Annotated in this window: 19 protein-coding genes; 8 read left to right on the top strand and 11 right to left on the bottom strand. The window is 68.1% G+C overall.

The features are described 5' to 3' along the window. Positions 1-8: 8 nt before the first annotated feature. The 4 genes from ACILR9_RS00230 to ACILR9_RS00215 all read right to left on the bottom strand — a co-directional run bounded on the left by ACILR9_RS00230 (position 9) and on the right by ACILR9_RS00215 (position 4,278). On the bottom strand, positions 9-443 hold the full coding sequence (locus tag ACILR9_RS00230; protein WP_395707864.1) for a hypothetical protein: 435 nt from the start codon (positions 441-443) through the stop codon (positions 9-11). After that, positions 433-1,767: a phosphatase PAP2/dual specificity phosphatase family protein gene (locus tag ACILR9_RS00225; protein ID WP_395707863.1), complete on the bottom strand. Its 1,335-nt coding sequence runs from the start codon at positions 1,765-1,767 to the stop codon at positions 433-435. The genes ACILR9_RS00230 and ACILR9_RS00225 overlap by 11 nt, the downstream gene beginning before the upstream one ends. Beyond that, positions 1,760-3,547: a bifunctional alpha/beta hydrolase/class I SAM-dependent methyltransferase gene (locus tag ACILR9_RS00220; RefSeq protein WP_395707862.1), complete on the bottom strand. Its 1,788-nt coding sequence runs from the start codon at positions 3,545-3,547 to the stop codon at positions 1,760-1,762. The genes ACILR9_RS00225 and ACILR9_RS00220 overlap by 8 nt, the downstream gene beginning before the upstream one ends. Positions 3,548-3,678: 131 nt before the next feature. Then, positions 3,679-4,278: a CDP-alcohol phosphatidyltransferase family protein gene (locus ACILR9_RS00215; RefSeq protein ID WP_395708169.1), complete on the bottom strand. Its 600-nt coding sequence runs from the start codon at positions 4,276-4,278 to the stop codon at positions 3,679-3,681. A gap of 668 nt (positions 4,279-4,946) precedes the next feature. Here ACILR9_RS00215 and ACILR9_RS00210 point away from each other — a divergent pair. The 4 genes from ACILR9_RS00210 (at position 4,947) to ACILR9_RS00195 (ending at position 7,576) form a co-directional block, all read left to right on the top strand. Further along, positions 4,947-5,774, top strand: coding sequence for an enoyl-CoA hydratase (locus tag ACILR9_RS00210; protein WP_395707861.1), 828 nt, complete (start codon positions 4,947-4,949; stop codon positions 5,772-5,774). An 8-nt stretch (positions 5,775-5,782) separates the two neighbouring features. Next, complete coding sequence (locus ACILR9_RS00205; protein WP_395707860.1) at positions 5,783-6,787, top strand: LLM class flavin-dependent oxidoreductase; 1,005 nt, start codon at positions 5,783-5,785, stop codon at positions 6,785-6,787. A gap of 45 nt (positions 6,788-6,832) precedes the next feature. Continuing rightward, a complete protein-coding gene (locus ACILR9_RS00200; protein WP_395707859.1) occupies positions 6,833-7,150 on the top strand; it encodes a hypothetical protein in 318 nt (105 codons plus the stop codon). 93 nt (positions 7,151-7,243) lie between these two features. Beyond that, a complete protein-coding gene (locus ACILR9_RS00195) occupies positions 7,244-7,576 on the top strand; it encodes a hypothetical protein (RefSeq protein WP_395707858.1) in 333 nt (110 codons plus the stop codon). A 192-nt stretch (positions 7,577-7,768) separates the two neighbouring features. Here ACILR9_RS00195 and ACILR9_RS00190 read toward each other — a convergent pair whose 3' ends face one another. Continuing rightward, positions 7,769-9,904 carry a TonB-dependent receptor gene (locus tag ACILR9_RS00190; RefSeq protein ID WP_395707857.1) on the bottom strand — a complete coding sequence of 712 codons (2,136 nt, stop codon included), beginning with the start codon at positions 9,902-9,904 and terminating at the stop codon, positions 7,769-7,771. Between the two features lie 122 nt (positions 9,905-10,026). On the opposite strand from ACILR9_RS00190, the gene ACILR9_RS00185 reads away from it, so the two are divergent. The 4 genes from ACILR9_RS00185 (at position 10,027) to ACILR9_RS00170 (ending at position 12,945) form a co-directional block, all read left to right on the top strand. Then, a complete protein-coding gene (locus tag ACILR9_RS00185; protein WP_395707856.1) occupies positions 10,027-10,866 on the top strand; it encodes a TonB family protein in 840 nt (279 codons plus the stop codon). A gap of 267 nt (positions 10,867-11,133) precedes the next feature. Then, the gene (locus ACILR9_RS00180) at positions 11,134-12,396 is read left to right on the top strand and encodes a serine hydrolase domain-containing protein (RefSeq protein ID WP_395707855.1); all 1,263 of its coding nucleotides are present in this window, start codon (positions 11,134-11,136) and stop codon (positions 12,394-12,396) included. 13 nt (positions 12,397-12,409) lie between these two features. Further along, positions 12,410-12,589: a hypothetical protein gene (locus ACILR9_RS00175; protein WP_395707854.1), complete on the top strand. Its 180-nt coding sequence runs from the start codon at positions 12,410-12,412 to the stop codon at positions 12,587-12,589. 140 nt (positions 12,590-12,729) lie between these two features. Continuing rightward, entirely contained in the window at positions 12,730-12,945 is a 216-nt protein-coding gene (locus tag ACILR9_RS00170) for a hypothetical protein (RefSeq protein ID WP_395707853.1), read from the top strand. A 22-nt stretch (positions 12,946-12,967) separates the two neighbouring features. Here ACILR9_RS00170 and ACILR9_RS00165 read toward each other — a convergent pair whose 3' ends face one another. The 6 genes from ACILR9_RS00165 to ACILR9_RS00140 all read right to left on the bottom strand — a co-directional run bounded on the left by ACILR9_RS00165 (position 12,968) and on the right by ACILR9_RS00140 (position 18,290). Continuing rightward, the gene (locus ACILR9_RS00165) at positions 12,968-13,975 is read right to left on the bottom strand and encodes a methyltransferase (protein WP_395707852.1); all 1,008 of its coding nucleotides are present in this window, start codon (positions 13,973-13,975) and stop codon (positions 12,968-12,970) included. A gap of 131 nt (positions 13,976-14,106) precedes the next feature. Then, a complete protein-coding gene (locus tag ACILR9_RS00160; protein WP_395707851.1) occupies positions 14,107-14,229 on the bottom strand; it encodes a hypothetical protein in 123 nt (40 codons plus the stop codon). Between the two features lie 72 nt (positions 14,230-14,301). After that, the gene (locus ACILR9_RS00155; protein ID WP_395707850.1) at positions 14,302-15,510 is read right to left on the bottom strand and encodes a CaiB/BaiF CoA transferase family protein; all 1,209 of its coding nucleotides are present in this window, start codon (positions 15,508-15,510) and stop codon (positions 14,302-14,304) included. A 62-nt stretch (positions 15,511-15,572) separates the two neighbouring features. Continuing rightward, on the bottom strand, positions 15,573-16,961 hold the full coding sequence (locus tag ACILR9_RS00150) for an amidase (RefSeq protein WP_395707849.1): 1,389 nt from the start codon (positions 16,959-16,961) through the stop codon (positions 15,573-15,575). Between the two features lies 1 nt (position 16,962). Next, positions 16,963-17,166: a hypothetical protein gene (locus tag ACILR9_RS00145; protein ID WP_395707848.1), complete on the bottom strand. Its 204-nt coding sequence runs from the start codon at positions 17,164-17,166 to the stop codon at positions 16,963-16,965. 161 nt (positions 17,167-17,327) lie between these two features. Then, positions 17,328-18,290, bottom strand: a complete 963-nt coding sequence (locus ACILR9_RS00140) for a DMT family transporter (RefSeq protein WP_395707847.1) — start codon at positions 18,288-18,290, stop codon at positions 17,328-17,330. Positions 18,291-18,326: the final 36 nt, after the last annotated feature.

Raw genomic sequence — 18,326 nt, 5'->3', positions numbered from 1 at the left:
GCTGCTGTTCATATCCACAACACGAAGACGACGAGCACCACGACCTGCAACCCGAGCGTCGCGGCCTGGAGCTTGAGCAGGCGCAGGGCGCCGCGGATGCGCGCGTCGATGGGCCGGCCCGCCTTGGCCGGCGGCATCAGGCCCAGTCCCCGCATGGCGCGATCGAAGGCTTCGAGATCGGCGCGCCGGGCGGCGATGGCGTCGAACAGGTCGGCATCGAGCGCGACGCGGGCGGCCAGCCAGAACTCGACCGCGCCCAGCACCACGATCACGCACGCGGCAATCAGGAAGGCGACATCGGCGAGGGCTGCCACGCCGACGACCACGGCCACGCCCAGTAGAAGCAGCGAGGCGGTGTGCATCATCGAGCCGCGGCGCAGGATTGCGGCCGCGATGGCAGCCGACCAGGCATCGTCATCGGCTGTCGACCGCTCAGCGTCCAAGGACGGCCTCCATCACCGCCTGCATCTGCTGTGGATTGACGGCGAGCCGCGGCCTCGCCTGCTTCAGCGTCGCGAGCGCCGCGGCAGGATCGGCGGCCCGTCCGCTCCGCACCAGCCAGACCGCGAGTGCTGCGGCACTTCGGCCGTAGCCCAGGGCGCAGCACACCAGCACCGGGCCGCGCCGGCGCGCGCTCTCGATCCGGTCGGCAGCCTGGCGCAACGCCGCCGCCTCGGGAGCCACGAGGTCGAGCATCGGCACGCAGTGCCATTCGCCGTCGAAGGGGCGGCGCGGAAACTCGCAGGTCATGTCGATGACGGTGCCGACGCTGCGGCATTCCGCGGCCTTGGGAAAACGCCCGAGCCAAATGCCATCGGCAATCTCGACCTTGGCCGGATCCTTGCGCGCCCACATCAGCACGTTCAACCCGGCGCCCAGCCGGTACGGCAGAAGAAGCAGGCGGGTCGCCCAGTCGATCCTGCCGTCGGAGCCCTTGGCGAACAGCAGCGGCCCGAAACCCAGATAGGCGACGGCAACGGCTGCCAGCGCGAGGGCCGGCCAGAGCAGCCACAGGAAGGCGCCGCCGAGGAAGAGGGCGGCGGCGGCGAGCAGCGCGGCGGCGACGGCGTAGCGGCCGGCCAGGGTCCGACGTCGCGGATCGGCCGTCGTCCGCCAGGCCACGAGGCGATTGCCGCCCTCCAGAGGCCACATCCAGATGCACAGCAGGCCAAGCAGCAGGCCGGTCGGGATGTCGATGAAATGGTGCTGATAGGTCGTCAGCACCGAGCCGACGACGAGCAGCGACCAGGCCACGAAGGCGACGGCTGCCCAGCGCGGCAGGACCAGGACATAGAGCGCGACCAGCACGGTCGTGATCGCGACATGCAGCGACGGCGCCTGGTTGAACGGCATGTCGAACGTGCCGAGCGCCGCGAAGAAGAAGCCGGGAAGGCCATCGATCTGCGGCTTCGGGAAAGAGGTGCGCAGCGGAAAGGCGATGAAGCAGGCGACGGCAATGACCTGGGCGGTCAGCAGCCGCCTTGCGTGGGCGTCGAGCTCGGCGCGGTTGCGGCAAAGGAACAGCGAGAGACCGAAGAAGACGTTGGTCGTCCAGTAGGGAAAGATCGTCCAGGCGACGAAGGGGATGTTGCGCTCCCAGTCGAACACAACGAAAGGCACGTCGCGGCGCTGGCTCGCCAGCCAGTTCGAGAAGCCGTAGCTCGCATAGAAGAAGATGGCGAGCAGCGCCAGCCAGCCGGCCGCCCGCCGCCACGAGGGACCATCGCCGAAGGTCGGCGACGGCGCCTGGCTCGCGAGATCAGTCATCGCTGCCCTCGGCGTGCCCATCGCGCCCGTCCGCTTCGCGTATCGCCAGCGAGACGGTGAAGATGCCCCATTGGTCGATGCGCTGCTCGAGCTTGCGGAAGCCGGCGTCGGCGACCAGCTGGTCCATCTCGGCCTGCGTGCGTCGCCGCATGACCCAGGCTTGGCCCTGGCGGTGCGAGGTGAGGGCGCGAGCGATCATCTCGAGCTGCGGATGCCAGGGCTGGCCGGTATAGACGAGGTAACCGCCGGGCTCGATCGCCGCCGACAGGCCGCTGAGCGACCGGCGTACCAGCGCATTGTCGGGAAACAGCTCGTAGAGTCCCGAGACGATGCCGAGCGTCGGCTTCGGCTTGATGCTGGCGATGCGCTCGGGATCGAAAGCGTCGGCCTGGACGAAATTGGCGATCGCGGCCAGCCCCTTGTCGGCGATCAGGCGCTGACCGGCCTCGACGTTGATCGGCGAGAAATCGCGCAACAGGATCGACTCGGGCCGCTCGGCCTCGGCCGCCAGGGCTTCGAGGACATAGCGTCCGTGCCCGGCGGCAATGTCGAGCAAGCGGGCCGGCTGGCTGGCTGCGGCGAGGCGCTGCAGCGCCCGGCGGATCAGCTCCTCGACATGGATCTTGCGCTGGCGGATGCCGCGCCAACCGATGGCGTCGAGATAAGCGCGATCGAGGGCGCAGCCAATCGCGCCGGTGCCGCTCGCCTGGTTGCGATAGACATAGTCGAGCGTCGAGCCCGAATCGAAGCCGGTGCGATGGCCGAGCGCGATGCCGTCCGACAGCAGGCCGCCCAGCCGCAGATTGGCACGGTAGCCGGCCCAGAACAGCCCGCGCGCCGACAAGGTCGGCAGGGGCGAGGCGAGCCGGTCGGCCTCGTCCCGTGTATAGCCGGCGCGATGGGCGTCGCGGAGGTCGGGCCGATCGATCGGCGCGGCGAAGCGCTCGAGAATGAACCGCCGTGCCTGGCCGACCGCTTCCTCGCGGCCCGACTCCCCCAGCGTGTCGTGGAAGAAGCGCGGGAAGACGTGACGCTCCTTCACCGGCGTGCCGAGATTGACGAAGAACTCGTGCTGCGGCCGCTGGTTGACCACGAAATCGGCGCCCGAGATCAGCAGCTGGGTCGGGATGGTGATGGCGCGGGCATCGCGCACGACGCGGCGCGCCGCGTCGTGCATCTCGAGCAGGATGTTGACCGAGATGGCGCGCGTGATCAGCGGGTCTGAATCGAACGAGGCGCGGCGGGCGAGGTCGTGCGTCAGCAGATGCGATTTGACGTACGACTGCACGAAGAACTTGCCGCGGTACTTGTGCAGCAGGCCGAGCCCGGGCCGAGCGAACGGGACATAGAGCCTGACCTCGAAGGCCGGCGAGGCCAGCACGAGCGCGCGCACCCGCGGCGCGTAATCGTGCGCCCAGGTTGATACCACCACCGCGCCGACCGACTGGGCGATGACAGCGGTGGTCTCGGGATCGACGCCGTGCTGGGCGCCGAGATGGTCGACGAAGGTCTGGACGTCGCGCACGCTGGTGGCGAAGGACGGCGAGTAGCCGCGCTCGCCCGGAGACTGGCCGTGGCCGCGCGCGTCCCAGGCGTAGAACTCGAAGTCGGGCAGGTCGAGCTCGTCGACCAGGTGGCCGATGCGGCCGCCGTGCTCGTGGCCGCGATGGAACAGCAGGATGGCGCCCCTGGCCACGCCCGATGCCACCGGCCAGCGGCGATAAAACAGCGACTCCCCGTCATGGGTGGAGAAGTGTCGTTCTTCGACCGAGCGCGGCACGGTGCAACCCTTCGAGCTGGGTGTTCCTCAGGATGCCGTTCTGGACGATGGCTCGACGAAAGGAAAGCGCCTCCTCCGGATGGGGCTGGGGAGGGAGTGGATACAGGGGAGGTGCCGGCATCTTTGGTGCATCAAGGCTCGCGCAGCCCGCGGCGCACGCGGTTGACAGATGTCGCGATGAGGAGGATCGCCAGCACCGGCATCAGCCACGATATCCAGGACGGCAAGCTGAGCCCGCAGCCGATCCAGGCCCCCAGAGCGCCGATGACGAAGGCCCGGTCGCTTTTTCCCAGCGGACCGTCGTAGCGCCGCGACGCGCCGACCAGCGGGCCCATCACGCCGGCATATTCGCTGAGCGCTGCCAGGAAGATGACGAGAACCACGGCCCAGGCGGCGAACGGCGGCAGGTAGGCGAAGGGCAGCAGCAGGGCGGCGTCCGAGACGACGTCGCACAATTCGTTGAGATAGCCGCCCAGCCGGCTCTTGTGCCCGAACTCGCGCGCGAGCATGCCGTCGATCGCATTGAGCGCCATACGCAGGAACAGCCACAGCGGCAGAAGAAGGAACAGCGCCGGCGGGCGGTCCGGCAGGCTGAGCAGCCCGCCCACGGCAATCGACAGGACCGCCGCCGCGAGGGTCACCTGGTTGGCCGTGACGCCTGCTCCCGCAAGCCGGGCCGCGATGGGTCGCAGCAGGTTCTGAAAGCGCGGCTTCAAGGCGTAGAGCGTCATCGCCCCATTGAGGCAGGTCGTGCGGCGGGCAGCAACCGACATTGCGAAGGCCGGTGCCTCGGCAACCTTTGGTGCCTTCCGCCATTCACGCACCAGGTTCCGATACGAGGTGGTCGCCATGGCGAAGTGCGAGACCTGCGCCCGGACGACTATGTCGGCCCGCCCGACGCCATGCTCTTGAACGAGGTGCTCCACTGCTGTTTCGACATCACGGCGGGTATCGAAAGTCGCGATGATCGTATCCATTGAACCTCACCAATGGCGCTGAAGGGTCAGATGCTCAACCGAGTCCTCGTCTTCCGGACTGGAGACTACCCTCCGGCTTCACGAAGAGCAGGTGAGAGCCTTCGGCAAGCTCGAGACAGGCGCCCGCGATCCGGAGGAGGCTTCCGGTAAACCAGCCGCAAGCGCTTTGGTTGCGCGCCTGACGAGCCTCGGCCGAGGCCGGCGCTTCGTCGACCGGGGATCCTACGCCGTTCCAATTGCCTACGCCATGTACCCCTCCCAATGAGCGACATCGGAGGGCAGCGCTGCCGGCAACGACCCCTTGCCGATCAAGATGCCGACACCCGCGGGCGATGCGCAGGGAAGGGGAGCGGCTGCGCTTGGCGCCTTCCCTTTCTTCGCTCAACGTCCCAAAAAGGGGGCCATCGACTGGAGGAGGATTCATGACCGCGCTCGCCATCGACACCGGAACCGGCGACTTGCTCGCCTCGCTCGACGAGGGCGTGCTGACCCTGACCCTGAACCGGCCGGAGGCGCGCAATGCCATGTCGCGGGCCATGATCGATGGGCTGGCGAGGCAGCTTGCCGCGGCGGAGGTCGATCCTGAGGTGAAATGCCTGGTGCTGACCGGCGCCGGCAAAGGCTTCTGCGCCGGCGGCGACGTCAAGGGCATGGCGGCACGCGGCGACGGCACGGTGGGCGACAACACCATCGACGGCGCCATTCATCTGCAGCGTATCAACCAGCGCGCCACCGCAGGCAAGCTGTTCAAGATGCCCAAGCCGACCATCGCGGCACTGCCTGGCGCGGCCGCCGGCGCCGGCCTGTCGCTGGCGCTGGCCTGCGACCTGCGCATCATGGCGAGCACGGCGATCATGACCACGGCGTTTGCCCGGGTCGGCTTCTCGGGCGATTACGGCGGCACCTACTTCCTGAGCCAGCTGGTCGGCTCGGCCAAGGCGCGCGAGCTCTACTATCTGTCCGATCGCGTGAGCGCCGACGAGGCGTTGCGGCTCGGCCTCGCCAACTGGGTATGCGCTCCCGATGAGCTTGCCGCCAAGACGCGCGAGATCGCCCGCCGCCTGGCGCACGGACCGACCGTCGCCTATCGCTACATGAAGGAGAACCTGAATCGTGCCATGGCGGGCGAGGTCGACGACTGCCTCGACCTCGAGGCGACCCACCATATCCATTGCGGCCAGACCGAGGATCATCGCGAGGCGACCAAGGCGTTCGTCGACAAGCGCGAGCCGGTCTTCAAGGGACGGTGAGGCCGGCCATGGGTCGACTCGGCGTCGCCGTCTCGGGCGGCCCCAACGCGGCGGAGATCGTCGATCTCGTCGTCCTGGCCGAGCAGCTGGGCTACGAGTCGGCGTGGCTCGCCGAAGGCCATGGCGGCGACCAGTTCGCCCTGCTCGCCGCCTGCGCGGTGCGCACCTCGCGCATCCGCCTCGGTACCAGCATCAGCAGCGTCTTCGTGCGCACCGCGCCGACCATCGCCATGGCGGCGTCCACCGTCGCCGACCTGTCGGGCGGCCGCTTCATCCTGGGCCTCGGCTCGAGTCACAAGGCGCAGGTCGAGCCCGAGCACGGGGTGGTCTATGCCAAGCCGCTGACGCGCACGCGCGAGACCGTGGCGATCGTGCGCGAGCTGGTGCGCAACGGCCGGGTGCAGTTCGACGGCCAGACGATCCGCATCGAGAGCTTCGACCTGTGGTACGCGCCGCGCCAGCGCGACATTCCGGTCTACCTGTCGGCGGTGTTCGCCAAGGGCATCGCGCTCGCCGGCGAGGTGGCCGACGGCATCATCCTGACGCGCTCCACCCTGCAGACCGCTTCGCAAGTGCGCCCCCAGCTCGACGCGGCGGCGCGCGGCGCCGGACGCGATCCCGGCAAGATCGATCTCACGACGCTGTTGCCGACCTCGGTCGGCGAGACGCGCGATGCCGCGCTCGCCGCCTTGCGGCCGGGGCTCGCGTTCTATCTCGGCTTCTTCCCGCGCTACAATCGCATGATGGCCGAGCATGGCTTTCCCGACGAGGCATCGGCAATCGCTGCCGCCTGGAGAAGGGGTGACCGGCAGGCGGCCGAGCGGATCGTGAGCGATGCGATGATCGACGCCACCAGCATCGCCGGCACGCCGGAACAATGTCGGGCGAAGACCGAGGCCTACCGTCAGTCGGGCTTCGACCTGCCGATCATCAGCCCGTTTGCCCGCGGCCCCGACGCCGCCAGCCGCTTCGAGGCGGCGATCCGCGCCTGCGCGCCGCGCCGGCACGCCTGACCATAGGGCCACGCCGATCATCCCTGGCGCCCCAGAGCGCGAGCATTGCACTATCTCGAGAGCATCCGCGACGAAGGCACGCTCGACCAGCCGTTCACGAGCCTGCTGCGGCACCATTGGCTGGAGGAGGCGCAGCATGCCCAACTCGATACCCTGATGGTCGAGACGCTGGCAGACGGGCTGTCCGCCGCCGAAATCGACACGGCGGTCGACGACTTTCTCGAGCTCGACTTCATGCTCGATGGCGCCTTGCGCCAGCAGGCCGCTTTCGATCTCGACACGCTGCAGCGGGCAACCGGTCGGCGGTTCGAACGTCTGGAGGGCGAGCGAATCGTCGCCGCCTTGATGCCGTCACAAGCCTGAGGTACTTCCACATCATGCATTGACCTCTCTCCGCACCTTCTCCCGGCACCGACGCGCCATTCCGGCGCGTCTTGCCGCGGCCTGGAGGTGCCAATGCAGCAGCGTTTTCCCGCCCATCTCGTCTTCCGCCCGTCCGTCGCCGCCCGCAAGGCGGCGGGATCCGACCTCGCCAAGGTCGCGCGTCTTGCGCTTGCAGCGATCCTGAAGAATGGACAGACCCTGGAGATCGCCCATCAGCAGATCGTCTTCGGCAAGAGTCACTTCGCCCTGTCGTCGCGACTGGGCGCTCGCGGCCAGCTGATCCTGGAGCTCGATCTCGGCGATCCGCAGCTCGCCGGCCGTGTGATCCTCGAGGACGATCTGAGGAAGGCTGAACGGGCGAGCGGCGTGATCCGGCCGCCCGCGCCGGGCGGACGGCGCCGATAATGTCGCGGGGCTCGTCAGATCGACTGTGGTGGCTGACGGGCCTCGAGACCACCAAGCCGCGATCGGCTGAGAATCTGAATTGAAAGGTTCCCTCGCTTCCGGCGCTTGCTTCGCAAGCGCCTTACTCGGGATGACAACGGATTTGTCATCCCGAGCGCCGCGAGGGACCTTTCCGTTTGTGAGCCAGCCTGCTCAGAATTTCTGGCGCAAGGTGAGCAGGAAGGTCTGGCGTTGGCCGAACTGCGGCGCGCCGACGCCGACGCCCGCGCCGTCGCGGATCTGGTAGCTGTTGTCGAACAGGTTGAGCGCGTCGAAGCGCAGCTGCGTGCCCTTGCCGAGGCCGATCGGGACGTTCTGGGCGATCGAGGCATTGACCACGGCGTAGTTCGGCAGCGACGTGTCGTTGGGCGTCACCACGGAGGTGCGCAGGCCGCTGCCGAACAGAACGTCGGCGGAAAGGCGGGTCGCCCAGTCCTTGTCGGGGTTGAACGTGTAGGCGGCGCCGGTCGAGAAGGTCCAGCCCTGGGTGTGATCGAGGAAGATGTAGTTGCTGGCGATGTAGCTGAGCTCCTGGCTGCCGAAGTTGAACTGGGCCGAGTTGATGTTCTTGCCCATGGCGCTGCCGTAGGCGCCGTTGAAGTAGAGGTTCCACGGCCCGTCGTCGTAGCTCGCGTTGAACTCCACGCCCTTCACGATGGCGTTTCCGTAGTTGAAGGAAGTCAGCATGATGGGAGCGCCGAACTGGCCCTCGTCGAGCAGATTCTGGGCGATCTTGTAGTAGGCGCTGAGGCCAAGGGTCAGGCCGCGGACCGGCTTGACCGTGACGCCGACATCGAAGAAGTCGGCGCGCTCGGCCCGCACCGGGTCGTTCTGCAGGATCTCGGCCGCCGCCACCGTGTTGGCGAGGATGCCGAGCGAGCTGGCGCTCACCTGGGCGAGCGGCGGCGGCGTGAAATAGCGCGAGTAGCCGGCACGGAAAGCGAAGACGGGCGAGGGCTGCCAGACCAGATTGACGCGCGGGCTGAACTGGTATTCGTCCGTGATGCCGCTCACCGCATCGAAACGCAGGCCGAAATTGAGCGTCACGGTCGGGACGATACGCCATTCGTCCTGGACGTAGACGCTGTAGGTCCAGCCGGTGATGTCGAAGCCGTCGGTGAAGCCGATCGGCTGGTCGGACGGCACTGCTTCGGCGTCCGGGTCATCCGGGTTCGGCACCAGGGGCAGGGTGTTGCCGGCGGTGTAGGCGGTCGAGCGCTCGCGCTGCACGAGGAAGCCGGCGCGCAGCGTGTGGTCCTTGGCCACCCGCCAGCTGCCGTCGCCCTGGACGCCGACCGCGAGGCTCTTGCGGTTGGTCCAGGGCGCCAAGCCATTGTACAGCAGGTCGCCGATCGTGTCGGCCTGGTAGTAGAGCGCGGAGTATCGCGCGAAGGCCGACAGCTGGAAGTCGACCGTGTCGTAGCTCTTCTGTAGCGAAGCGATGGCGAAGTAGCTCTTCTCCCACTGGCGCTGGTCGAGGATGCCGCTGTTCCAGTCGCTGTTGCCGAGCACCGTGAAGTTCGGGACCTGGAACGGCACGTTGGGGATCTGGAAGGCCGCGTTCATGGCGCCGCCGAGGAAGCTCACGCGCGTGTTGTCGTCGACCAGCGCCGAGATCTTGGCGAGGCCCACCCATTGATCGGTGTCGTCATGGATCGGGCTGAACGAGCGCGTCGGATTCTCGACGCCGAGACCGTTGTGCAGGAACTGCCCGGTGACGAAATAGTCGACCTTGCCGGTGCGGCCGCCATAGGAGAAGGCGGGCTGCGCGTAGTTGCGCGAGCCGCCTGTGATCGAGCCGTCGAAGCCGGGATCGGTGCTGCCGGATTTCACGGAGATGTCGACAACGCCCGCCGTGCGCAGGCCATACTGCGCCGGCAGCGCGCCGGTCAGCAGCGACATCTGGTTGACCGAGCGCGTCATCAGGAACTGGCTGAAGCGTGACAGGCCCTCGGGCAGCTGCACGCCGTCGAGCCGGTACTGCAGGTTGCCGTGATCGCCGCGCACGTGGATCTGGCCGAAGCTGTCCTGCACGACGCCGGGCGCGCGCAGCAGCACCTGGTTGAGCGGCGTGTTCTCGCCCAGCGGGACGTTCTCGATGAACGGCTTGGTGAAATCGTAGACCGTGGCGCCGAGGCTCGGCTGGATCGAGCCCCGCGCCTGGTCGAGCCGCTTGGCTGTGACGTCGAGATCGATCGGGGTGTCGTCCGCCGGAGGTGCCTGGCTGAAGGCAGTCGACGACATCAACAGGCTGCCGAGCGTCACTGAGACTGCAATGTGCCGCCGCATGCTTCTCCCCTTGTCCGCAACAGGTTCAGTGTCTAAAATTCGCTTAAGTGTTATATTATAACATCACAAAAAATCAACCGGATCGTCCGATCGCGCCGTCACGCGTGTCGCGCTGGATCGGCATGAGCGCGTTTGCCGGCGCGCTGGCGCTGCATGCGCTGCCGCTTGCCGCCTTGCTGGCGATGGGCACGCCTCCGGCTGCCGCGCTCGAGGAGGCCGCCATCAGCGTGTTCGTCGAACCCGGCGGCACGCCGGTGGCGACGGCGAGCGAGGTCGTGCCGTCTACCCAGTCTGCCGCGGCAGAGACGGCGATGACCAAGGAAGCGCCGACAGAACGATCGCTCGATGAAGCGCTGCCGCCGCCGGAACCGATGGACGCGCAGGCGGTGCCTGACTTCCGTCCTCCTGTGCCACCGCCGTCGGAGCTGCGCGACGCGGTGCCGATGCCCGAACTCCGGGAAGCCGCGGTGCCCGACTTCCGCCCCCCACCCGTGCTGCCAAAGCAGGAGCTGCGCAAGCCAACGCCACCACCACCTCAGCAGCAACCGCAGAAGGCTGAGCCCAAATCAGCGGCGCCGGCGCCGCGTACGGCCAATCCGGCGCCCGCGACCAACCCATCGCCACACAGCGGTTTTGCCGGCGCGGCGCCGCCCGCGGCAGCGTCCCCTCAACCAGGCGGCGCTGCGGTCGTCGCACCCGGCTGGAACGCCTTGCTGGCCGCCTGGCTCGCCGCCAACAAGCGCTATCCCGAGGAGGCGCGGCGGCGCAGCGTCGAAGGCGAGGTCACGGTGCGCTTCTCGGTGGCGGCGGATGGCCGGGTGACCGAGGTCGCGATCGCGGCCGGCAGCGGATCGAGCGCGCTCGACGGTGCGGCGGTCGCAATGCTGCGCGGCGCGCGGGTGCCGCCGCCCGGAACCGACGTGACGCGCACCGTCAGGATCCGCTACCGCCTCGCCGATTGACGGCAGGAGAGGTCACGTCGGGAGCGCGCCACTTAAGGCGGAGTAACCTCCACCGGCGTGGCGCTCATGCTCTTCCGGAACCGCAAGCGTATCGCTCGCTCAGCCTCATGAGCGAGACGCTCGCGGTCCGGAAGAAGATGCCCGCAAGCCATAGGGGCCACTGACTGAGTCAGTGCCCCATGGCGCGGACCATCGACATCGGCGGCGCCGTGGCGAATGATGTCACCTGGGGAGTTCATACAGGACCACGAACTGGGGGAACAAGGGATGTCGCGAGGGATCCTGGCCGGCGTGATCGCCGGCCTGCTGTTGCCGGTGTTCGCCAGCGCGGCCGAACCGTTGGCGCAGGCCAGGCCCGAGGAGGTCGGCCTGTCGGCGGAACGGCTGGCCGGGATCGACCGCTTCGTGACAGGGGAGATCGACGAAGGCGTCCTGCCGGGCGCCGTGGTCGCCATCGCCCGTCGTGGAAAAGTCGTCTACTTCAAGGCGTTCGGCCATCGCGACAAGGAAGCGGGCGTGGCGATGACCACCGACTCGATCTTCAGTGCCGCGTCGATGACCAAGCCGATGACCGCCGTCCTCGCCTTGCAATTCTACGAGCAGGGCCTGCTGCTGATGGACGATCCCCTGTCGCGATTCTTCCCGAAGTTCGCCGACATGAAGGTTGCCGTGCTCAACGAGAGCAAGGACAGGATCGTCGACATGGTGCCGGCAGCGCGGCCGATCCTGATGCGCGACCTGTTCCGGCACACCTCCGGCCTCGCCTATGGCAGCAGCGGCACGACAGCTGTGAACAAGCTTTATCCGATGTCGAGCAACGACTCGGCGCGCACGCTCAGCAGCGCCGAGCTGCTCGACAAGCTGGCCGGCCTGCCGCTTCATCATCAGCCGGGCGCGCAGTGGCACTACAGTTTCGGCCTCGACGTGCTGGGTTTCGCCATCGAGGGACTCGAGAAGAAGTCGCTCGGCCAGGTCATGAACGCGGGCTTGTGGAGCCCGCTCGGGATGACCGACACGGGCTTCATGGTTCCTGCCGACCGGGTGGCGCGCTACGCCCGCCCGCTGCCCAAGGACCGTGCCGGCCGGCCGCTGTCGATTCCTTCGCCGCTTCAGCCGACCAAGTTCGAATGCGGCGGTGGGTGCGCGGTGACCACCGCGGGCGACTATCTGAACTTCGCCCAGATGCTGTTGAACGGCGGCACGCTCGGCCAGACCCGCCTCCTGTCGCGCAAGACAGTCGACTACATGGTGTCCAACCAGCTCGCGCCCGGCACCAACAGCCTGCTTGCGGGGAACTTCACCAATTGGGGGTTCGGGCTTGGCGTCGCGGTGCGCACCACGCCGGGCCTGCCGCGCGGCGCGGGGTCGGTCGGCGAATTCGGCTGGCCGGGCGCTTTCGGCACCTACTGGTGGGCCGATCCGGCCGAGCGACTTGCCGTGGTGTGGATGTCGGCGAGCCCGAACGGCGCAGTCAATGCCCGCCATCGCCAGGCGCTCAAGGCGCTTGTGAACGGCGCGATCATCGACTGAGCCCGGCGCGATCATGGTGGTGGCGTGCCACAAGCACGATCTGCAGGCGGCACGCGCCTTCGGCATGCGCACCGCTTTCGTGCCGCGCCCGCTCGAGTTCGGCCGGGGGGCAAATCCCGACATTGCACCCGAGCCGTGGATTGATCTCTATGCCGAGGATTTCTTGGCGCTGCCACATGCGCTCGGCGCGTAGGGCCGCGTCCTCGCAAGGACAGGCGCTGCCGCAGTCGCCACGATGGCAGCGCGAAGTGGATCGAAGAGCCAATCCCGTATATGCACGCTGGCGATGGATGGTGAAGGCGCAAGGCACCGCGCAACCGCTGGAGAGATCTCATGATGAAGGCGATGCGATCGCCATGGCTGATCGTGCCGGGCATGCTAATGCTGGCGGGATGCCAGGGCGTTCCCGGCGCCGATGGCCGCTATGCCACGCCGGGTCGTGGCGGCTGGGACAGTTTTCGCGCCGAAGCGCCAGCGCCCGGCGGCATGGAGAATTTCCGCGCCGAGGCGCCGCCACCAACCGATGCTCGGCGAGAACCTGGCATGTAGGGGCCCGCTCTCTGGCGGCGAGCTACTTGATGCCGACGACCATCGAATCGGGGCCGACCAGGGGCTCGACGCGGGTCCCGGAAAAGCCGGCCTCCTTCATCCAGCTCATGCAGTCGGCGCCGGTATAGTCGAAGCCTTCGCGCGTCTCGATCAGCATGTTGAGGCTCATCAGCAGGCCGAAGGCGTTGTGGCGACGCTCATCGTCGATGATGGCGTCGTAGACGATCAACGCGCCGCCGCGCGGCAGCGCCCGGTACGCCTTGGCGATCAGCAGGCGCTTGTTGTCGAGGCTCCAGTCGTGCAGCACGTGCCCCATGACGATCGCGTCGGCGTCGGGCAACGGTTCGGAGAAGAAGTCCCCGCTGCGGAAGGAGAGCCGGTCGGACAGCCCTTGGTCGGCCACGAAGGCCTCGAAGTGCGACCGTACCGCTGGCAGATCGAAGCCGACTCCCGTAAGATGGGGATGCACGCGCGCGAGGGTGACGGCGAGCGCGCCTTGGGCCGCGCCGACATCGACAAAGCTCCTGGTGTCGCGCCACGGAAATTTCTCGGCGATCGCCGCGGCCGAGCCGAGGCTGATCCCCGTCATCGCCTTGAGGAACCCGGCCAGCCGCTGTGGATCGCGGTAGAGTTCCTCGAACAGGTCGCGGCCTTGCCTGGCTTCGTTTTGCGGCTCGCCCGTGCGCAAGGCCTCGCTGAGCGAGCCCCAGAATGGATAGAGGCGCGCATTGACCATCTCGAGGAGGCCTCCGACATAGGTGGGCTTGCCGCGATCGAGGAAGAGCTCGGTCGCCGGCGTGTTGGCGTATCTCTCGCCGTTGCGCTGGAGCATGCCGAGGGCGACCAGGGCATCGAGGAAGTCGCGCGCGCCGCGCTCGTGCAGGCCGACGCGCGCTCGCAGCGTAGGCAGATCGAGCGGCCCTTCCGCGAGCTGGGTGAACAGGCCGAGCTCGACCGCACTCAGCAGGGTCTTGGAGCCCCAGAAACCCAGGCCAAGCTGCAAGATCGCATCGGGAGATACGGCCGTCATCATCAACTCCTGTGCCACAGGTTGAAACCTGCTCGCTGCGCTCGAAAAATGGCAGAAGGCCGTCATCTCAAGAGTTTGTGAACATGCCGAGGAGGGACTCGGCTCGAGCATGTATCCGCGCCGTCGCGCGATCAGCGGATACCGATGGCGGAGCCGACCAGCATGGCGACCAGGACGAAGGCGAACAGGTAGAATGTCGTCGGCATCGAACTACCGCCGTGCTTGAAGGGCTTCGCGATGAGGCGCGAGGCCACGACCCCCGCGCTGCCCGTTATGGCGCAGCAGCCTTACAGAATACTTTCGCTCGCGACCGGCATTGCACCCGTTCAGCGTACCGGTGTGGTCGTTCCCGACGCCGCCAGCGCGGCCCGTTCGTCCGGACCGAGGCCGAGCAACTCGGCCAGCACGGCGTCGGTGTGCTGGCCCAGGGTCGGCGCCGGCGTGCGGATTTCGGCGCGCCCGCCGGTATGCAGGCGGATCGGCGAGATCGGCACGCGCGTGCGGCCGCGGCGCGGATGGTCGACGTCGACCCAGAAGCCACGCGCCTCGAGATGCGGGTCCTGCGCCACCTCGCGCACCGTCTTGACGATCGAGCAGGGCACGTGGGCTTCGTTGAGCAACCCCATCACCTCTTCCTTGGTCCGTCCGATCGTCCAGGCCGAGATCATGTCGTCGATCTCGGCCATGCGCTGCGCCCGCTCCGGCATGGTCGCATAGCCGGGCGCCTCGAGCAGATCGGCGCGGCCGAGCAGCCCGCACATCGCCTGCCAATGGCGCTCCGCCGAGGTGAAGATCGCGACATGGCCGTCGGCGCAGGGATAGGTGTTGTAGGGCGCGATGGCGAGTGCGGGATGGCGGTTGCCGGTGCGCTCCGGCACGTTGGCGTCGCCATCCATCATGGCGCCGAGCGCCGAGGCGAGCCCGATCACGGCGGCTTCGTGCATGGCGACCTCGACCCGCTGGCCCTCGCCGGTGCGCTCGCGCTGGACCAGCGCGCCCAGGATGCCGGCGCAGAGATGGATGCCGGCCATGAAATCGCATACCGCGGGCCCGGCCTTGGTCGGCGGGCCGTCCTGCTGGCCAGTGGCGCTCATGATGCCGCTCATCGCCTGGATGGTGACGTCCATGGCGGCGAGGCTGCGGTAGGGCCCGTCGAGGCCGTAGCCCGAGCTGCCGCCATAGACCAGGCGCGGGTTGACCGTGCGCAGCACCTCCCAGCCGATGCCCAGCCGGTCCATGACGCCGACCGCGAAATTCTCGACCACGACGTCGGCCTTGCGCGCGAGATCGAGGAAGATCTGCTTGCCGCGCTCGTGCTTGAGATCGAGGACCACCGACTCCTTGTTGGAGTTCAGCATGACCAGCGGGTAGGGCTCGACGTCGCGCTTGCGGCGACGCACGACGTCGCCTTCCGGCGGCTCGATCTTGAGCACGCGCGCGCCCATGAAGCCCAGCAGCATGCCGCAGTAGGGTCCGTTGTAGATCTGCCCGAGATCGAGCACGAGCATCCCGTCGAGCGGGCGGCGGATGGCCATGATTGTTGTCGCCTGTTCGTCAAACGATGGATCGAAGAGCCGACCTTAGCATGCCGACGGCGTCAGAGAACCGGACGCCTGTCGCGCCACGGCGTGGCCTTCTCGTAGGCGTCGCCGGCGCGCAGCACCGTCGCATCGTCGAACAGCCGACCGACGATCTGCAGGGAGAACGGCAGTTTCGCATCGTTGAAGCCGCTGCAGATCGAGAGTGCTGGATTGCCGCCGACATTGAACGGCGTGGTGAGGGACGGCCTGGTGAACAGGCTGGCCGGCGGCACCGGCGCGAGCTTTCCCGCCGGCTCGCTGGTCGGCAGCATCAGGAGATCGACCGTCGACAGCACCGATTGCAGGCTGCGCGCCAGGTCGGTCCTGAGTCGCATGGCGAGAAGATATTCCTCGGCGCGGACCAGGCCGCCGGCGACGATGCGGTAACGCAGGCTGGCGCCGAACAGCTCCGGCCGTGTCCGCAGGTCCTTGCCGTGGATGGTGAACAGCTCGACCACCGCGATGGTCTTCTTGCAATCGTCGAACTGCTGCAGCGGCGGCAGGGCCACCGGACGCACGCTGGCGCCGAGGCCGCGGAACACGTCGAGCGCCGCCTCGAACGCCGCGCGGGTCGGCGCCGACAACGGCATCTCGTCTTCCAGCCAGCGCGCCGGCACGCCGATCACCAGCCCTTTGACGTCGCCGGTCAGCGCCGCCGAATAGTCGGGGATGGGCACGTCGGCGGAGGCCGGGTCCTCGGCATCGTGGCCGGCGATGGCCTGCAGCAGGATGGCCGCGTCCTCCGCCGTCCAGGCGAGCGGGCCGGCATGATCATGGCTGAAGCAATTCGGGAGGACGCCGCGCCGGCTGACCAGCCCGTAGGTCGGCTTGAGGCCGGCGATGCCGCAGGCCGCCGCCGGCCCGCGGATCGAGCCGCCGGTGTCGCTGCCGAGCGTCGCCGGCGCAAAGCCCGCCGCGACGGCGGCGGCCGAGCCCGACGACGAGCCGGCCGGCGAGCAGGTGCGATCCCACGGATTGCGCGCCGGCGGGAACAGGATGTCCCACGACGGCCCGCCATGCGCGAACTCCCACGTCGCGTTCTTGCCCAGCAGGATGCCGCCAGCCGCCGCGAGCTTCTCCTGGCAGGCCGAATCGCGCGTCGGCACGTTGTCGGCCAGCAGCTTCGACATGGCGGTGGTGCGGATGCCGGCGGTGTCGAAGATGTCCTTCAGGCAGTACGGGATGCCGTGCAGGCGACTGCGCGGGCCGTTCGCCGCAATGGCAGTCTCGGCCTGCTTCGCCTCGGCGCGGGCGCGCTCGGCGGTCAGCGTGACGAAGCTGTCGAGCTGGCTGTCGAGGGTGGTGATGCGATCGAGATACGCCTCGGTGAGCTCGACCGGCGAAAGCTTGCGCTCCGCGATCAGCCGCGACGCCTCGGCGATGGTGAGGAAGGCAAGCTCGCTCACGCTACGTCCTGTTCGGCAGGAAGACGGTGGGCACGAACACGTGCGCCGGCTCGTCGCCGTGCGGCCGGCCGGCAGGCAGGCGTCCGACCATCGCGCGGACATGGCCGTAGGCCTCGATCAGCTCGGCGCGATACGCCTCAGGCAGATCGAGGCCTGCCAGGCGCGCCAGGCGAAGGATGTCGTCGTCGGTGATCGGATCGTTCATGGCTCGAGCTTCTCCCGGTGAGGAAGGCGATTGCAAGGCCGATGCCATTGTCTTCGCTGGGACCGCGCCACGCCAGTGGCGCTCTTTGTTGATCACACCGTCCATGAGCGCCATTGGCGTGGCGCGGTCCCAGCAAAGAGCCATGACCTCTGTGCGCGTCCTTAGCCCCTGCCACCCGCCCGTTGCGTCATCACCAGGGCAACCCCGCCCAGCATCGCTGCCGAGGCGATCAGCAGCCGCGTTGTGAGCGGTTCGCCGAGGAAGGCGACACCGCCCAGTGCGACGATGGCCGGCATCGAGAGTTGCACGGTCGCGGCGTGTGTCGCCGACAGATGCTGCAGCGCCAGGTACCAGACGATGTAGCCCAGGCCCGTGGCGATGGCGCCCGAGGCGATGCCCAGGGCGAGACCGGCCGGGGCGACGTGGACGTCGCCGAGCCAGGCGACATTGACCAGCAGGGCCGGCAGCACGCACCACAGCATGTTGACGGCATTGGCCTCCTCGGCGTCGCCGACGCCGCGCGCGTAGAGCGTGAAGAGTCCAAAGGCTGCGCCCGACATCGCCATCAGCGCTGCGCCCAGCGGATCGGGCGCGGTCGCGCCCGGCAGCAGCAGGTAGAGCACGCCGCCGACCGCGACGGCGAATCCCGTCCACGACAGGAAGGAGAATCTTTCGCCCCCGAGCAGGCCGATGCAGAACATGGTGAGCTGTACGCCGACGATCAGCACCAGCGCGCCCGTTCCCGCGCCGAGCCGCGTGTAGGCGAAGGAGAAAAAGACGAGATAGAGAAATATCGCGGCGACCGACCGCGGATTGACCCGTCCGAGGCGCGGCAGGTGACGGCTCTTCAGCACGACGCCGAGGCTCAGCAGCACCGCCGCCGACACGACGCGCACGCTGGTGAAGGTCGCCGGGTCGATCAGGTCAGGTGCCAGGGCTAGCCGGCAGAGGATCGAGTTCGCCGAGAAGCACAGGATGGCGACGCTGGTCAGGACGAGGGTTCGGGTGGTGTGCCCGCTGGACGCGGTTGCTATGGAATCCTCCTGCGGAGGCGGTTGCCAGCTTCTGGCGTTGCTCGCTGGGGGCGCGCCACTCCAGTGGCGCGTCTTCTCTTTGATCGACAATGATCGCGCCACTGGAGTGGCGCGCCCCAGCAGTCC

The sequence above is a fragment of the Reyranella sp. genome (genome assembly GCF_044224635.1).
GTDB lineage: Bacteria > Pseudomonadota > Alphaproteobacteria > Reyranellales > Reyranellaceae > Reyranella.
This window is presented reverse-complemented; position numbering and strand designations above follow the sequence as displayed.

What these genes read in the sequence shown, in the direction of transcription:
- ACILR9_RS00215 (WP_395708169.1), bottom strand. Translation starts at nt 4,278, where the DNA reads ATGACGCTCTACGCCTTGAAGCCGCGCTTTCAGAACCTGCTGCGACCC.
- ACILR9_RS00190 (WP_395707857.1), bottom strand. Translation starts at nt 9,904, where the DNA reads ATGCGGCGGCACATTGCAGTCTCAGTGACGCTCGGCAGCCTGTTGATG.
- ACILR9_RS00185 (WP_395707856.1), top strand. Translation starts at nt 10,027, where the DNA reads ATGAGCGCGTTTGCCGGCGCGCTGGCGCTGCATGCGCTGCCGCTTGCC.
- ACILR9_RS00145 (WP_395707848.1), bottom strand. Translation starts at nt 17,166, where the DNA reads ATGAACGATCCGATCACCGACGACGACATCCTTCGCCTGGCGCGCCTG.
- ACILR9_RS00175 (WP_395707854.1), top strand. Translation starts at nt 12,410, where the DNA reads ATGGTGGTGGCGTGCCACAAGCACGATCTGCAGGCGGCACGCGCCTTC.
- ACILR9_RS00210 (WP_395707861.1), top strand. Translation starts at nt 4,947, where the DNA reads ATGACCGCGCTCGCCATCGACACCGGAACCGGCGACTTGCTCGCCTCG.
- ACILR9_RS00205 (WP_395707860.1), top strand. Translation starts at nt 5,783, where the DNA reads ATGGGTCGACTCGGCGTCGCCGTCTCGGGCGGCCCCAACGCGGCGGAG.
- ACILR9_RS00155 (WP_395707850.1), bottom strand. Translation starts at nt 15,510, where the DNA reads ATGGCCATCCGCCGCCCGCTCGACGGGATGCTCGTGCTCGATCTCGGG.
- ACILR9_RS00225 (WP_395707863.1), bottom strand. Translation starts at nt 1,767, where the DNA reads ATGACTGATCTCGCGAGCCAGGCGCCGTCGCCGACCTTCGGCGATGGT.
- ACILR9_RS00195 (WP_395707858.1), top strand. Translation starts at nt 7,244, where the DNA reads ATGCAGCAGCGTTTTCCCGCCCATCTCGTCTTCCGCCCGTCCGTCGCC.
- ACILR9_RS00170 (WP_395707853.1), top strand. Translation starts at nt 12,730, where the DNA reads ATGATGAAGGCGATGCGATCGCCATGGCTGATCGTGCCGGGCATGCTA.
- ACILR9_RS00165 (WP_395707852.1), bottom strand. Translation starts at nt 13,975, where the DNA reads ATGACGGCCGTATCTCCCGATGCGATCTTGCAGCTTGGCCTGGGTTTC.
- ACILR9_RS00180 (WP_395707855.1), top strand. Translation starts at nt 11,134, where the DNA reads ATGTCGCGAGGGATCCTGGCCGGCGTGATCGCCGGCCTGCTGTTGCCG.